General features: G+C 68.3%; 15 protein-coding genes. 11 read left to right on the top strand and 4 right to left on the bottom strand.

Annotation, left to right across the window (positions count from 1 at the left end):
* Nucleotides 1–89: 89 nt before the first annotated feature.
* The 4 genes from ACSFBC_RS16455 (at nucleotide 90) to ACSFBC_RS16440 (ending at nucleotide 3,290) form a co-directional block, all read left to right on the top strand.
* Entirely contained in the window at nucleotides 90–1,016 is a 927-nt protein-coding gene (locus ACSFBC_RS16455) for an ABC transporter substrate-binding protein (RefSeq protein ID WP_435511745.1), read from the top strand.
* Between the two features lie 71 nt (nucleotides 1,017–1,087).
* The gene (locus ACSFBC_RS16450) at nucleotides 1,088–1,984 is read left to right on the top strand and encodes an ABC transporter permease (protein WP_435511411.1); all 897 of its coding nucleotides are present in this window, start codon (nucleotides 1,088–1,090) and stop codon (nucleotides 1,982–1,984) included.
* The gene (locus ACSFBC_RS16445) at nucleotides 1,984–2,778 is read left to right on the top strand and encodes an ABC transporter ATP-binding protein (RefSeq protein ID WP_435511410.1); all 795 of its coding nucleotides are present in this window, start codon (nucleotides 1,984–1,986) and stop codon (nucleotides 2,776–2,778) included. The genes ACSFBC_RS16450 and ACSFBC_RS16445 overlap by 1 nt, the downstream gene beginning before the upstream one ends.
* A complete protein-coding gene (locus ACSFBC_RS16440; RefSeq protein WP_435511409.1) occupies nucleotides 2,778–3,290 on the top strand; it encodes a GNAT family N-acetyltransferase in 513 nt (170 codons plus the stop codon). The genes ACSFBC_RS16445 and ACSFBC_RS16440 overlap by 1 nt, the downstream gene beginning before the upstream one ends.
* Nucleotides 3,291–3,297: 7 nt before the next feature.
* Here ACSFBC_RS16440 and ACSFBC_RS16435 read toward each other — a convergent pair whose 3' ends face one another.
* Entirely contained in the window at nucleotides 3,298–3,576 is a 279-nt protein-coding gene (locus ACSFBC_RS16435; RefSeq protein ID WP_435511408.1) for a hypothetical protein, read from the bottom strand.
* A 118-nt stretch (nucleotides 3,577–3,694) separates the two neighbouring features.
* Here ACSFBC_RS16435 and hemA point away from each other — a divergent pair, with 118 nt between their 5' ends.
* From hemA to paeA, 5 genes are all read left to right on the top strand, one after another.
* The gene (gene hemA / locus ACSFBC_RS16430; RefSeq protein WP_435511407.1) at nucleotides 3,695–4,984 is read left to right on the top strand and encodes a glutamyl-tRNA reductase; all 1,290 of its coding nucleotides are present in this window, start codon (nucleotides 3,695–3,697) and stop codon (nucleotides 4,982–4,984) included.
* A gap of 91 nt (nucleotides 4,985–5,075) precedes the next feature.
* The gene (gene prfA / locus ACSFBC_RS16425) at nucleotides 5,076–6,164 is read left to right on the top strand and encodes a peptide chain release factor 1 (protein ID WP_435511406.1); all 1,089 of its coding nucleotides are present in this window, start codon (nucleotides 5,076–5,078) and stop codon (nucleotides 6,162–6,164) included.
* On the top strand, nucleotides 6,164–7,009 hold the full coding sequence (gene prmC / locus ACSFBC_RS16420) for a peptide chain release factor N(5)-glutamine methyltransferase (protein WP_435511744.1): 846 nt from the start codon (nucleotides 6,164–6,166) through the stop codon (nucleotides 7,007–7,009). Before prfA ends, prmC begins: the two co-directional genes overlap by 1 nt.
* 69 nt (nucleotides 7,010–7,078) lie before the next feature.
* Nucleotides 7,079–7,405: a Grx4 family monothiol glutaredoxin gene (grxD, locus tag ACSFBC_RS16415; RefSeq protein WP_183025029.1), complete on the top strand. Its 327-nt coding sequence runs from the start codon at nucleotides 7,079–7,081 to the stop codon at nucleotides 7,403–7,405.
* 98 nt (nucleotides 7,406–7,503) lie between these two features.
* Nucleotides 7,504–8,805: a polyamine export protein PaeA gene (paeA, locus tag ACSFBC_RS16410; RefSeq protein WP_435511405.1), complete on the top strand. Its 1,302-nt coding sequence runs from the start codon at nucleotides 7,504–7,506 to the stop codon at nucleotides 8,803–8,805.
* A 47-nt stretch (nucleotides 8,806–8,852) separates the two neighbouring features.
* On the opposite strand, the gene ACSFBC_RS16405 is transcribed toward paeA, so the two are convergent.
* Both ACSFBC_RS16405 and ACSFBC_RS16400 read right to left on the bottom strand, forming a co-directional pair.
* A complete protein-coding gene (locus ACSFBC_RS16405; protein ID WP_435511404.1) occupies nucleotides 8,853–9,497 on the bottom strand; it encodes a lytic transglycosylase domain-containing protein in 645 nt (214 codons plus the stop codon).
* A complete protein-coding gene (locus tag ACSFBC_RS16400) occupies nucleotides 9,494–11,239 on the bottom strand; it encodes a proline--tRNA ligase (protein WP_435511403.1) in 1,746 nt (581 codons plus the stop codon). The genes ACSFBC_RS16405 and ACSFBC_RS16400 overlap by 4 nt, the downstream gene beginning before the upstream one ends.
* Before the next feature lie 114 nt (nucleotides 11,240–11,353).
* On the opposite strand from ACSFBC_RS16400, the gene ACSFBC_RS16395 reads away from it, so the two are divergent.
* Together ACSFBC_RS16395 and ACSFBC_RS16390 are read left to right on the top strand one after the other, a co-directional pair.
* On the top strand, nucleotides 11,354–12,007 hold the full coding sequence (locus tag ACSFBC_RS16395) for an RNA pyrophosphohydrolase (protein WP_435511743.1): 654 nt from the start codon (nucleotides 11,354–11,356) through the stop codon (nucleotides 12,005–12,007).
* Complete coding sequence (locus tag ACSFBC_RS16390) at nucleotides 11,994–12,494, top strand: CNP1-like family protein (protein ID WP_435511402.1); 501 nt, start codon at nucleotides 11,994–11,996, stop codon at nucleotides 12,492–12,494. The genes ACSFBC_RS16395 and ACSFBC_RS16390 overlap by 14 nt, the downstream gene beginning before the upstream one ends.
* 18 nt (nucleotides 12,495–12,512) lie before the next feature.
* Here the strand turns inward: ACSFBC_RS16390 and proB are convergent, their stop codons facing one another.
* The gene (gene proB / locus ACSFBC_RS16385; protein ID WP_435511401.1) at nucleotides 12,513–13,655 is read right to left on the bottom strand and encodes a glutamate 5-kinase; all 1,143 of its coding nucleotides are present in this window, start codon (nucleotides 13,653–13,655) and stop codon (nucleotides 12,513–12,515) included.
* Nucleotides 13,656–13,688: the final 33 nt, after the last annotated feature.

The raw sequence follows: 13,688 nt of genomic DNA, 5'->3' as shown, positions 1-13,688 counted from the left end.
ATTCAGACGCATCCACGCTTCTTCGGAGACCTTCAGTGAAAAACGCCTTGCTTCGCACCCCCTTCAGCGCCGTGGCCCTGGCCCTCGGCATGCTGGCCGCCGCGCCCTCCTTCGCCGCCGACACCAAGTTGGTGGCCGTGACCGCCATCGTCGAACACCCCGCGCTCGATGCCGTGCGTGACGGCGTCAAGGCCGAACTCAAGGCCGCCGGCTACGAAGAAGGCAAGAACCTCAAGTTCAGCTACCAGAGCGCACAAGGCAACGTGGGCACCGCCGCCCAGATCGCCCGCAAGTACGTGGGCGACGCGCCCGACGTGATCGTCGCCATCGCCACGCCGTCGGCGCAGGCCGTGGTGGCTGCCACCAAGACCATCCCGGTCGTCTACTCGGCCATCACCGACCCTGTCGCGGCCAGGCTGGTGAAGAACTGGGACGCCACCGGCACCAACGTGACCGGCGTGTCCGACCTGTCGCCGCTCGAGAAGCACATCGGCCTGATCAAGCAGGTGGTGCCCAACGCCAAGCGCATCGGCGTGATCTACAGCCCCGGTGAAGCCAATTCCGTGGCCATCGTCGCCGCGCTGAAGAAGGCCGCCGCCGACGCCGGCATGACAGTGGTCGAAGCCGCCGCCGCACGCACGGTCGACGTGCCGACCGCCGCGCAGAGCCTGGTGGGCAAGGCCGACGTGATCTACACGCCGACCGACAACAACGTGGTGTCGGCCTTCGAAGGCATCGTCAAGGTCGCGCAACAGGCCAAGCTGCCCGTGGTGGCCGCCGACACCGCCACCGTCGAGCGCGGCGCCGTGGCGGCCCTGGGCCTGAACTACAGCGACATCGGCCGCCAGACCGGCAAGATCGTGGTGCGCATCCTCAAGGGCGAAAAGCCCGGCACCATCGCCTCGCAGACCAGCACCAACTTCGAGCTGGTGGTGAACCCCGGCGCGGCCAAGCTGCAAGGCGTGACGCTGTCGAACGAACTGCTGAAGACGGCCAAGGTCGTGAGCACCAAGTAAGCCAGCCCTGCGGGCCCGTCGCCGCCGTGGGGCGGGGCGGGCCTGTTCTCTTGCCTCGCAGGAAGCCCCCCATGTCCCTCATTGCATCGCTGGGCGCCATCGAGATCGGTCTGATCTTCGGACTGGTCGCGCTGGGCGTCTTCATGTCGTTCCGCATCATCAATTTCCCCGACCTCACGGTCGACGGGAGCTTTCCGCTGGGTGCCGCCGTGGCTGCGACGCTGATCGTCGCCGGCTGGAACCCGGTGCCCGCGACCGTCGTGGCCTGCATCGCCGGCGCGGCCGCAGGCTGGCTGACCGCCTGGCTCAACGTCAAGCTGAAGATCATGCAGCTGCTCGCGAGCATCCTGGTGATGATCGCGCTGTACTCGATCAACCTGCGCGTGATGGGCAAGCCCAACGTCGCGCTGATCACCGAGCCCACCGTGTTCACGATGGTCGATTTCGGCGGCATGCCCGAGCAGTGGGCCAAGCCGCTGTTGCTGCTCCTGATCGTGATCGCGGCCAAGATCGTGGTCGACATCTTCTTCGCCTCGGAAGCCGGGCTCGCGATGCGCGCGACCGGCAGCAACGCGCGCATGGCGCGGGCCCAGGGCATCTCCACCGACTTTCACACGATGGCGGGCCTGGCGATCTCCAATGCGCTGGTGGCGCTGGCCGGTGCGCTGTTCGCGCAGAGCCAGGGCACGGCCGACATCTCGATGGGCGTGGGCACGATCGTGATCGGCCTGGCCGCGGTGATCATCGGCGAGACGCTGCTGCCCGCGCGCAGCATGGTGATCACCACGCTGGCCTGCGTGCTGGGCGCACTGCTCTACCGCTTCTTCATCGCGCTGGCGCTCAACACCGACTTCATGGGCCTGCAGGCGCAGGACCTGAACCTCGTGACCGCCGTGCTGGTGGCCTTCGCACTGCTGGTGCCCACCTACAAGCGCAAGCTGCGCGCGCTTTTCAAGGGGAAGAACTGATGCTGCGCGCCCAACAACTCGAGATGACCTTCAACCCGGGCACGCCGATCGAGAACCGCGTGCTGCGCGGACTCGATCTGGAGATTCCCACCGGCCAGTTCGTCACCGTGATCGGCTCGAACGGCGCCGGCAAGTCGACCTTCCTGAATGCGGTGAGCGGCGACCTGATCGTCGACAAGGGCCGCATCGAGATCGACGGCAAGGAGGTCACGCGCATGAACGCCTGGCAGCGCTCGGGCATGGTGGCCCGCGTGTTCCAGGACCCGATGGCCGGCACCTGCGAGGCGCTGACCATCGAGGAGAACATGGCGCTGGCCTGGAAGCGCGGCGAGGGTCGCAGCTTCGGCTTCGCACTCAACCGCACCCTGCGCGAGCTGTTCCGCGAGAAGCTGTCCATCCTCAAGCTCGGGCTGGAGAACCGGCTGGCCGACCGCATCGGCCTGCTCTCGGGCGGGCAGCGCCAGGCGGTGAGCCTGCTGATGGCCTCGCTCAAGCCCTCGCGCATCCTGCTGCTCGACGAGCACACGGCCGCGCTCGACCCGAAGACGGCCGCCTTTGTGCTCGAACTGACCGCGCGCATCGTCGAAGGCAGCCAGCTGACCGCGATGATGGTGACGCACAGCATGCGGCAGGCGCTGGACTACGGTTCGCGCACCGTGATGCTGCACGAGGGCCAGGTGATCCTCGACGTGGCCGGGCCGCAGCGCGATGGGCTCGACGTGCCCGATCTGCTGCGCATGTTCGAGCAGACGCGTGGCGAGAAGCTCGACGACGACAAGCTGCTGCTGGCCTGATGGTGGCGCAAGCCGAGCGGGTGCGCGCGATGCGCGCCGACGACCTGGAGGCCGTGCTCGCGGTCCAGCTGGCCTGCTATGGCGCGGGTTTCGTCGAGGACGGCGCGCTCATCGCCCGCCGACTCGCGGCCGCGCCGCACACCGGCTGGGTGGTCGAACACGCCGGCGAGGTGCGTGCCTACCTGGCCGGCTACCCGTCGGTGGCCGGGAAGCTCACGCCGCTGCACGGCGAATTCGAGGTCGCGCCCGCGGCCGATGCGCTCTACCTGCACGACTTGGCGGTGCATCCATCCACGGCGGGTCTGGGCCTGGGGCCGCAACTGGTGCGCCACGCATGGGCCCACGCGATGCAGGCGGGCTGGACGCATTCGACGCTGGTGTCGGTCCAGGCCTCGGTCGGGTTCTGGGTGCGACAGGGCTATGCGGCCGTGGTGCCGACGGGGCCCGAGCAACGAGCCCGTCTCGCCACGTATCCGGGCAACGCGGTGTACATGGCGCGCCGGCTCGGCTGAGCGCGATTCAGCGGCGCCAGCCGCGCAGCACCAGCCACTGGACCGTGCCGCAAACGACGACCAGTGCGGCATAGGTGCTCATCCGGCCGTCGCGCCCGGACACCAGCAGGCCGGCCACCAGGACCCCCACGCCGGCTGCAAAGGTGAGCAGCCACTGCAGCCACCAGCGTGGCACGCCGGTGCGTGAAGCACCCAGGAAACGCCCGATCGCCACCAGCACCAGCGCGAGAAACGCCGCCGGCGCGGCGAAATTCAACAGGTGATCGAGGGTGTTCAGCAGGTCCATCGGAAGCGGGAATCAGAGACGAAACGAGGGCCCGGCGGCAGAAATCATGGCGGTCATAGGGAATGCCATTGACCCCCCGGCGGGAACCGGTCGGCCGCTGATTTTATAATCGGGGTCTATGTCAGTCTGGGCCCTCGGGTTGAACCACACGACCGCGCCGCTCGATCTGCGCGGTCGTTTCGCGTTCGCGGTCGATCAGCTGGCCCCCACGCTGCAGAGTTTGCGCAGTTCCTTCGCCTCCGGCCGGCACCCGGCCATCGAGGCCGCGATCATCTCCACCTGCAACCGCACCGAGATCTATTGCGCGGCCGACCACACCGCGGTCGACCACGCGCTGGGCTGGCTGGCCGAGAGCGGCGGCGTGTCGCCCGCGCTGCTGCGCTCCCATGCCTACACGCTGAGCAACGACGCCGTGGCGCGCCATGCCTTCCGCGTGGCCAGCGGCCTCGATTCGATGGTGCTGGGCGAGGCCCAGATCCTGGGCCAGATGAAGGACGCCGTGCGTGCGGCCGAAAGCGTGGGTTCGCTCGGCAGCACGCTCAACCAGCTGTTCCAGCGCTCCTTCGCGGTCGCCAAGGAAGTGCGCACCGCAACCGAGATCGGCGCCCATTCGATCAGCATGGCGGCCGCGGCCGTGCGGCTGGCCGGCCAGCTGTTCGAAGACCTGCGCCAGACCCGCGTGCTGTTCGTCGGCGCCGGCGAGATGATCGACCTGGCCGCGACCCACTTCGCGGCCAAGGACCCCAAGTCCATCACCATCGCCAACCGCACCATCGAGCGCGGCGAGAAGCTCGCCACCCGCTTCGGCGGCACCGCGATGCGGCTGGCCGACCTGCCGGCGCGGCTGGCCGAATTCGACATCGTGGTGAGCTGCACCGCCAGCACCCTGCCGCTGATCGGCCTGGGCGCGGTCGAACGGGCGCTCAAGCAGCGCAAGCACCGCCCCATGTTCATGGTCGACCTGGCCGTGCCGCGCGACATCGAACCTGAAGTCAAGGCGCTGGAAGACGTCTACCTCTACACGGTGGACGACCTGGCTCAGGTGGTGCAGCAGGGCCAGGCGAGCCGCCAGGCCGCGGTGGCGCAGGCCGAGGTCATCATCGACGCCGGCGTGCAGAGCTTCATGCACTGGCTGGACCAGCGCGGCACGGTGCCGCTGATCCAGCAGCTCAATGCCCAGACCGACGAATGGCGCGCGGCCGAAGTGGCGCGCGCGCGCAAGCTGCTGGCCAAGGGCGAATCGGTCGATGCGGTGCTCGAGGCGCTGTCGCGCGGCCTCACGCAGAAGATGCTGCACGGCGCCATGGCCGAGCTGCACGCGGGCGATGCCGCCGCGCGTGCGCAGACCGCGCAGGTGGTCTCGCGCCTGTTCCTGCGCGGCGATCCGCGCGGTCCCAAAGAGCGTTAGCGACGCCGGCCCGACCGGCCGCCGACCGCGGCCGCCCGCCCCTTTCTTCCCCTTGCCGGAAGACGCCCTCTTTCCTTTTTCCGTTCCTGCCGTGAAACCCTTCCTGCGCCACCAACTCGCGCGCTATGCGCAACGCCTCGGCGAGCTGGACTTCCTGCTCTCGCGCGAGGACATCATGAGCGACATGGCGCAGTACCGCGTGATCTCCAGGGAACATGCCGAGGTCACGCAGATCGCTGGCCGCTGGGCCCGCTACACGCAGCGCGAGGCCGACATCGTGGCCGCGCGCGAGATGCTAGCCGACGCCGACATGGCCGAGATGGCGCGTGAGGAGATCGCGGGCGGCGAGGCCGAGCTGCTGCAGCTCGAGGACGAACTGCAGCGCCTGCTGCTGCCCAAGGACCCCGACGACGCGCGCAACGCCTTCATGGAAATCCGCGCGGGCGCGGGCGGCGACGAATCGGCGCTGTTCGCAGGCGACCTGCTGCGCATGTACACGCGCTACTGCGAGCGCGCCGGCTGGCGCTGCGAGATCGTGAGCGACAGCCCGAGCGAGCTGGGCGGCTACAAGGAAGTGGTGCTGCGCATCGTCGGCGACGACGTGTTCGGCCAGCTGCGCTTCGAATCGGGCGGCCACCGCGTGCAACGCGTGCCGGCCACCGAGACCCAGGGCCGCATCCACACCAGCGCCTGCACGGTCGCGGTGCTGGCCGAGCCCGACGAGGCGGTGGCGGTGCAGATCAACCCGGCCGACCTGCGCATCGACACCTACCGCGCGAGCGGCGCCGGCGGCCAGCACATCAACAAGACCGACTCGGCGGTGCGCATCACGCACATCCCGACCGGCATCGTGGCCGAGTGCCAGGACGACCGCAGCCAGCACCGCAACAAGGCCAAGGCGCTGCAGGTGCTGTCGGCCCGCATCCAGGAAAAGGACCGCAGCGAGCGCGCCGCCAAGGATGCGGCGCTGCGCAAGGGCCTGATCGGCAGCGGCGACCGCTCCGACCGCATCCGCACCTACAACTTCCCGCAGGGCCGGCTCACCGACCACCGGATCAACCTCACGCTCTACAAGCTGCTGCAGATCATGGAAGGCGACCTGGGTGACGTGCTGGCCGCGCTGCAGGCCGCGCGCGAGGCCGAGCAGCTGGCCGAGCTCGAATCGAGCCTGCCCGCATGATGGACACATCGCAGGCCCCTTCGACGCTGGCCCAGGCGCTGCGCGCCGCGGCCGCGCTGGGCGCGGACCGGCTCGACGCCCAGTTGCTGCTGCTGCACGTGCTGCAGCGCCCGGTGCACGAACGCGCCTGGCTGCTGGCGCACGATGGCGATGCGCTGCCCGAGGACGCATGGAAAGCCTTCGCGCCCCTGTGCGCACGCCGCATCGCGGGCGAACCGGTGGCCTACCTGCTGGGCGAGAAGGAATTCCACGGCCTGGCCTTGCAGGTCGACGCCCGCGTGCTGGTGCCGCGGCCCGACACCGAGACGCTGGTGGAATGGGCGCTCGAGGTCCTGCGCGAATGCGAGGCGCCCACCGTGCTCGACCTCGGCACCGGCAGCGGCGCGATCGCGCTGGCGCTGCAGCATGCACGGCCCGACGCCCGCGTCGACGCGGTGGATGCCAGTGCCGACGCCTTGGCCGTCGCACGCGAGAACGGCCGGCGGCTGGGCCTGGCGGTGCGCTTCGCCCAGGCCGACTGGCTGGCCGGTGCGGCCGCGGGCTACGACCTCATCGTGTCGAACCCACCCTACATCGCGGCCGGCGACCCGCACCTGCCCGCGCTCGTGCACGAGCCCACGGCCGCGCTGGTGGCGGGCGCCGACGGCCTCGACGACCTGCGCCGCATCGTGCGCGCCGCGCCCGGCCACCTGGCCGCGGGTGCATGGCTGCTGCTCGAACACGGCCACGACCAGGCCGAAGCCGTGCGTGCGCTGCTGGTGGCGCAGGGCTTCGGCGACGTGCAGCACCGCCACGACCTCGCCGGCATCGCGCGCTGCACCGGCGGGCGCCAGCGCGGGCTTTGAATCCGCCGCGCGGCGCGAAAGCCGGCGCGGTGAAATAATCCGATCAGTCCATTTTTCAGGAGTGCCCCCATGTCCGACGCCCAGCAACGCATCGACGACCTCGTCAAGACCAACGAACTCGTGCTCTTCATGAAGGGCAACGCCAGCTTCCCGATGTGCGGCTTTTCCGGCCGCGCGATCCAGATCCTCAAGGCCGTGGGCGTCGACACGCGCACGCTCAAGACGGTCAACGTGCTCGACGATCAGGAGATCCGCCAGGGCATCAAGGAATACAGCAACTGGCCGACGATTCCGCAGCTCTACGTCAAGGGTGAGTTCATCGGCGGTTCGGACATCCTGATGGAGATGTACGAGTCGGGTGAACTGCAGCAGGTCATCGGCGCTCCCGCAGCCTGAGACCTCCCAACGCCGCGCCACCCATCAGCACGGCCGGCTCTGCGGGCCCATCGAGGCGCCCGCGCAATCAGTAACATGAGGGGCTTCCGAGACCCCCCATGACACTGACCCAAAGCCTGCTTCTCATCCTCGGGCTCATCGCAGCGAGTGCCTTCTTCTCGCTGGCCGAGATCACGCTCGCAGCCTCCCGCCGCCTCCGCCTGCGCCAGATGGCCGACGATGGCGACGCACGCGCCGACCGCGTGCTGCGCATCCAGGAACAGCCCGGCCCCTATTTCACCGTGGTCCAGATCGGCCTCAATGCGGTGGCGATCCTGGGTGGCGTGGTGGGCGAAGGCGCGTTCTCCCCCTTCTTCGCCGACCTGCTCGGCCGCTGGCTCAGCGTCGAAGCGGCCCAGGGCTGGGCCTTCGCGGCCTCGTTCTCGATCGTGATCGCGCTGTTCCTGGTGTTCGCCGACCTGTTCCCCAAGCGCCTGGGCATGAACAACCCCGAACAACTGGCGGTGCGCATGGTCGGGCCCATGAACGTGCTGATCACCACCTTCAAACCGCTGGTCTGGTTCTTCACGCGCTGCACCGATCTGCTGTTCAAGCTGCTGGGCGTGCCGCTGCAGCGCGTCGACCAGATCACCTCGGCCGACATCCTCGCCATGACCGAGGCCGGCGCCCGCGCGGGCGTGCTGGCCGCGCGCGAGCAGCAGGTGATCGCCAACGTGTTCGAGCTCGACACGCGGCTGGTCGGCAGCGTGATGACCTCGCGCGACCGCATCGCCTGGTTCCAGAAGGACGATCCCGAATCGGTGCTGCGCGCGCGCATCGTGGCCGAGCCCTTTTCCGCCTATCCGGTGTGCGACGGCGACATCGACCACGTGCTGGGCTACGTCGATGCCAAGGACATGTTCCAGCGCGTGCTGAGCGGCCAGCCATTGGCGCTGGACCAGGGCGTGCCGCTGCACAAGGCGCTGGTGGTGCCCGACCGGCTTTCGCTGACCGAGGTGCTGGAGCAGTTCCGCCATGCGCACGAGGACTTCGCGATCATCGTCAACGAATACAGCCTGGTGGTCGGCGTGATCACGCTCAACGACGTGATGAGCACGGTGATGGGCGATCTGGTCGGCCCGCAGGAGGACGAGGAGCAGCAGATCGTCCGGCGCGACGAGAACTCCTGGCTGATCGACGGCGTGACGCCCGTGCAGGACGTGCAACGCGCGCTCGACATCGACGCGCTGCCGCATGCCGATGAGTACGAGACGCTGGCGGGCTTCCTGATGGTGATGCTGCGCCGCGTGCCCAAGCGCACCGACAGCGTGGTCTGGGCCGGCTACACCTTCGAGGTGATGGACGTCGACAGCTACCGCATCGACCAGGTGATGGTGACGCGGGCCCCGGCGAAAGGCTAGGGCCTGTTCACCCTATTTCCGGGGATCGGAAATAGGGTGAACAGGCCCTAGTCCGCCACGCGGTCCTTGAAGACCCAGGCGCGCTGGTTGGCGAAGACCGCGTCCGGGTACGGCGCCCGCCCGCGGCTGCCGTTGTAGCGGCCCAGCGTGAGGAACAGGTCGCCGCGTTCGCGGTCCAGGTAGTGGCGCAGGATCACGCAGCCGAAGCGCAGGTTGGGTTGCATCTTGAACAGTTGGTTGGCGTCGCCATCGCCAATGACCCGTGTCCAGAAAGGCATCACCTGCATGAGACCGCGCGCACCCGCACTCGAGATGGCCCATTTTCGGAAATTGCTTTCCACCTGGATCAGGCCCAGCACGAGACTCACATCGAGCCCGGCGCGTTTGCTTTCGTACCAGACCGTCTGCAACAACTCGATGCGCTCCTGATGGTCCGGAATCTTGCGCTTGAGCCGTTGACTCATTTCGCCAAGCCAGCGCAGATACGCCAAGCGCGACGCGGTGTCCTGAAACTCGGGCTTCGGCGGAGCGCTGCGGTGGATCGCAGCACTCAGCGCGTTGCGCACTGAATCGATCAGCGGCTCCTCGATCTGCGCGCCGGCCCAGGCGCCGCGCGGACAGGCCAGCACCAGCGCACCGGCCGCCGCGCCGCCGAGCAGCTGTCGGCGGGACGTGGCCGGCGCCACGCTCATGCGGCCAGGCGGGACTGCAGGAAGCTCAGGGCCGCCGCGGCGGGCACCTTGGTCGCGGCGGTGTCACGCCGGTGCTGGTACTCCAGCTCGCCTTCCTTGAGCCCGCGATCCGAGATCACGATGCGGTGCGGCACGCCGATCAGCTCCCAGTCGGCGAACATCGCGCCGGGGCGTTCGCCGCGGTCGTCGAGCAGCACGTCGACGCCGGCTGCGAGCAGCTGGTCGTAGAGCGCCTCGGCGGCGGTCTTGACCTCGGCGCTGCGGTCCATGCCGATCGGGCAGACCACCACGGTGAAGGGCGCGAGGGCATCGGGCCAGATGATGCCGCGCTCGTCGTGGTTCTGCTCGATGGCCGCGGCCGGGAGCCGCGTGATGCCGATGCCGTAGCAGCCCATCTCGAGGAACTGCGGCTTGCCGTTCTCGTCGAGGAAGGTGGCGTTCATCGGCTTGCTGTACTTGGTGCCGAGGTAGAACACATGGCCCACCTCGATGCCGCGTTCGATCACCAGCACGCCCTTGCCGTCGGGCGAGGCGTCGCCGGCCACCACGTTGCGCAGGTCGGCCACCAGAGTGGGCTCGGGCAGGTCGCGGCCCCAGTTCACGCCGGTGAAGTGGAAATCGGGCACGTTGGCGCCGCAGATCCAGTCGGCCATCACGGCCACGTCGCGATCGGCGACGACCTGCACCGGCTTCTTCAGGTTCAGCGGGCCCAGGTAGCCCGGCTTGCAGCCGAAGTGCTCTTCGATCTCGGCCGTCGTCGCGAAACGGAAGCCCTGGTCCAGGCCGGGCAGCTTGCCGACCTTGATCTCGTTCATGTCGTGGTCGCCGCGAAGCAGCAGCAGCCAGACCTGCACGCCCTTGGGCTTGCCGGCGGCGTCGAGCGGCTCGGTGGCCAGCACCAGCGACTTGACCGTGCGCGCGAGCGGCAGGCCCAGCAACTCGGCCACGTCGGCGCAGGTGCTCTTGCCCGGCGTGGCCGTCTGGGTCAGCGCCTGCGTGGCGGGTCCGCGCGGCGTGCTGGGTGCCAGCGCCTCGGCCTTTTCCATGTTGGCGGCGTAGTCGCTGTCGGGGCAGTAGACGATGGCGTCCTCGCCGGTGGCGGCGATCACCTGGAATTCCTCGCTCAGGTCGCCGCCGATGGCGCCGCTGTCGGCCGCCACGGCGCGATAACGCAAGCCGAAACGATCGAAGATCTTGCGGTAGGCACCGGCCATCGTCTGGTAGCTGGCCTTGGCGGCGGCGCCGTCGCGGTCGAAGCTGTAGGCGTCCTTCATGGTGAACTCGCGCCCACGCATCAGGCCGAAACGCGGGCGGCGTTCGTCGCGGAACTTGGTCTGGATCTGGTAGAAATTCTTCGGCAGCTGCTTGTAGCTGCGAAATTCCTGGCGCGCGATGTCCGTCACCACCTCTTCGCTGGTGGGCTGCACCACGAAGTTGCGCTCGTGCCGGTCCTGGATGCGCAGCAGCTCGGGGCCCATGGCGTCGAAGCGGCCGGTTTCCTGCCAGTACTCGGCCGGCTGGATCACGGGCGTGACGAGTTCGACTGCGCCGGCGCGATCCATCTCCTGGCGCACGATGGCTTCGACCTTGCGGATCACGCGCAGCCCCATCGGCATGTAGCTGTAGATGCCCGCACCGAGCTTCTTGATCATGCCGGCGCGCATCATGAGCCGGTGGCTCGCGACTTCGGCGTCAGCGGGTGCTTCCTTCAGGGTGGAGACAAAGAAACGGGAAGCTTTCATCGGTCGTTCGCGAGCTCGGGAAGGGGGTTTGGGCCGCAGGGCCGGGGAACTGGTCGCTTGCCGAGTGCGACCCGGCAGGCATAATCAACGCAGTTCAAAAATTGGGGTTTGATTATGCTCGACCGGGACGGCTTCAGGCCCAACGTCGGCATCATCCTGCTCAACCAGAGAAACGAGGTTTTCTGGGGCAAACGCATCCGCACGCACTCCTGGCAGTTCCCGCAAGGCGGCATCGATCGTGGCGAAAGCCCCGAGCAGGCCATGTTCCGGGAATTGCATGAAGAAGTAGGACTCCAGCCGGAGCATGTGAGGATCGTCGCCCGTACCCGTGACTGGTTGCGCTACGAGGTGCCGGATCGGTTCATCCGCCGTGACGCACGGGGCCATTACAAAGGCCAGAAGCAGATCTGGTATCTGCTGCAGTTGGTCGGGCACGACTGGGACCTCAACCTGCGTGCCACCGATCATCCGGAGTTCGATGCCTGGCGTTGGCACGACTACTGGGTTCCCCTCGACGTGGTCGTGGAGTTCAAGCGCGGTGTCTATGAAATGGCGCTGACCGAACTCGCACGCTACCTGCCCCGCCAGGATTTCCGCAATCGCTTCCTGCGCAGCAATGTGCGCGCCCGTGAATTCGAGCGCCCTTCTGCCGCAGGCCAAGACCCTCACTTCGACCTGCCCCCGGGCGCCACCTTCGACCCGGACCCCAATGCCACGCCTGCCAACGACAACCCTGCCTCGCGCAATCCCTTCCATGTCCCGCGCTAGCCGCGCCCTGCTGCTGGCCGGCCTGCTCTGCAGCCTCGGCGGCGCCGCCGTCGGCCAGGTCTTCCAGGGCCCCGACTGGAAGGAGAGCGACACGCCACCGGCGCCGGCCTTCGACCTGCGTCGCCTCGTGCCGATCGAAGTGCCTGCCTACATGACGCTCAAGTTCGGCGTGGACCCCGCCACCATCGTGATCACTGGTGACGGCCTGGTGCGCTACGTCGTGGTGGGCACGAACAAGGCCGGCAATGCGGTCAATGCCTTCTACGAGGGCGTGCGCTGCGCGACCGGTGAGATGAAGAGCTATGCACGCTCGAGCGGCAATGGCTGGGAAACCGTGGCCAATCCGGAATGGCGGCCGATGGTCCTGATGAACTCCAACTACACCCACGCGCTGGCGGTGCAGGGCCTGTGCCGCAGCGGTGCACCGCGCGCCAGCGTTGGCGAGATGGTTCGCCGGCTCAAGAATCCGGTGCAGGAACTCGAATAAGCAGGTTCATGCGCGCTTTCAGCGCGCGCCCATGAGCACCATGTTGTCCCGGTGCACCATCTCGGGTTCGGCCGCGTAGCCCAGCAGCCGCTCGAACTCGGCCGATGGCTTGCGGCACAGCGTGCGGGCCTCGGCACTCGAATAGTTGGCCAGGCCGCGGGCGACTTCCGCGCCTTGCGGATCACGCACCGCGATCACGTCGCCGCGCGAGAACTCGCCCTCGACGCCCGTCATGCCGATCGGCAGCAGGCTCTTGCCCTCGCCGCGCAGCTTGGCGGCCGCGCCCGCGTCCACCGTGACGGCGCCGCGCAGTTGCAGATGGTCGGCCATCCAGCGCTTGCGGGCCTGGTGCTTGGCGGTCTGTGCCACCAGCAGCGTGCCGATCGATTCGCCGCGCGCCAGGCGCAGCAGCGCATCGGGCTCGCGGCCCCAGGCGATCACGGTCGACGCACCCGAACCGGCGGCGCGCTTGGCCGCAAGGATCTTGGTGATCATCCCGCCGCTGCCGATGGCCGAGCCCACGCCGCCCGCCATGGCCTCGAGCGCCAGGTCGCCGGCCCGTCCTTCGTGCACGAAAGTGGCTTGCGGGTCCTTGCGCGGATCGGCGGTGTACAAGCCCTTCTGGTCGGTGAGGATCACCAGCGCATCGGCCTCGACCAGGTTGGCCACCAGCGCGCCCAGCGTGTCGTTGTCGCCGAACTTGATCTCGTCGGTGACCACCGTGTCGTTCTCGTTGATGACCGGCACCACGCCCAGGCCGAGCAGCGTCAGCAAGGTCGAGCGTGCATTCAGGTAGCGCTCGCGGTCTGCGAGGTCGGCGTGCGTGAGCAACACCTGTGCGCTGCCAACGCCGTTGAGGCGCAGCTTGGTCTCGTAGATCTGCGCCAGGCCCATCTGGCCGACCGCTGCGGCCGCCTGCAGTTCATTGATCTCGCGCGGGCGGGTGCGCCAACCGAGGCGCTTCATGCCCTCGGCGATCGCGCCGCTGGACACCATCACCACCTCGCGGCCGTCCTGCATCAGGCTTGCGAGTTGGCGGCACCATTCACCGATCGCCGCCTCGTCGAGCCCGCGGCCCTCGTTGGTGACCAGGCTCGAGCCCACCTTGACGACGATCCGGCGCGCGTCGCGCAAGGCAGTGGAGGCGAAGGTGGAGCTCATGGTGCAGGCAGGGCGGAATCAGAAACTCGAACG

The sequence above is a fragment of the Variovorax frigidus genome, from assembly GCF_051216515.1.
GTDB lineage: Bacteria > Pseudomonadota > Gammaproteobacteria > Burkholderiales > Burkholderiaceae_C > Variovorax.
The sequence above is the reverse complement of the archived record's forward strand: the minus strand, read 5'-3'. Positions and strand labels throughout refer to the sequence as shown.

Bases quoted from the DNA above. Each gene is read 5' to 3' on its own strand.
- ACSFBC_RS16455 (WP_435511745.1), top strand. From the start codon at position 90: ATGCTGGCCGCCGCGCCCTCCTTCGCCGCCGACACCAAGTTGGTGGCC.
- ACSFBC_RS16450 (WP_435511411.1), top strand. From the start codon at position 1,088: ATGTCCCTCATTGCATCGCTGGGCGCCATCGAGATCGGTCTGATCTTC.
- ACSFBC_RS16445 (WP_435511410.1), top strand. From the start codon at position 1,984: ATGCTGCGCGCCCAACAACTCGAGATGACCTTCAACCCGGGCACGCCG.
- ACSFBC_RS16440 (WP_435511409.1), top strand. From the start codon at position 2,778: ATGGTGGCGCAAGCCGAGCGGGTGCGCGCGATGCGCGCCGACGACCTG.
- ACSFBC_RS16435 (WP_435511408.1), bottom strand. From the start codon at position 3,576: ATGGACCTGCTGAACACCCTCGATCACCTGTTGAATTTCGCCGCGCCG.
- hemA (WP_435511407.1), top strand. From the start codon at position 3,695: ATGTCAGTCTGGGCCCTCGGGTTGAACCACACGACCGCGCCGCTCGAT.
- prmC (WP_435511744.1), top strand. From the start codon at position 6,164: ATGGACACATCGCAGGCCCCTTCGACGCTGGCCCAGGCGCTGCGCGCC.
- grxD (WP_183025029.1), top strand. From the start codon at position 7,079: ATGTCCGACGCCCAGCAACGCATCGACGACCTCGTCAAGACCAACGAA.
- paeA (WP_435511405.1), top strand. From the start codon at position 7,504: ATGACACTGACCCAAAGCCTGCTTCTCATCCTCGGGCTCATCGCAGCG.
- ACSFBC_RS16405 (WP_435511404.1), bottom strand. From the start codon at position 9,497: ATGAGCGTGGCGCCGGCCACGTCCCGCCGACAGCTGCTCGGCGGCGCG.
- ACSFBC_RS16400 (WP_435511403.1), bottom strand. From the start codon at position 11,239: ATGAAAGCTTCCCGTTTCTTTGTCTCCACCCTGAAGGAAGCACCCGCT.
- ACSFBC_RS16395 (WP_435511743.1), top strand. From the start codon at position 11,354: ATGCTCGACCGGGACGGCTTCAGGCCCAACGTCGGCATCATCCTGCTC.
- ACSFBC_RS16390 (WP_435511402.1), top strand. From the start codon at position 11,994: ATGTCCCGCGCTAGCCGCGCCCTGCTGCTGGCCGGCCTGCTCTGCAGC.
- proB (WP_435511401.1), bottom strand. From the start codon at position 13,655: ATGAGCTCCACCTTCGCCTCCACTGCCTTGCGCGACGCGCGCCGGATC.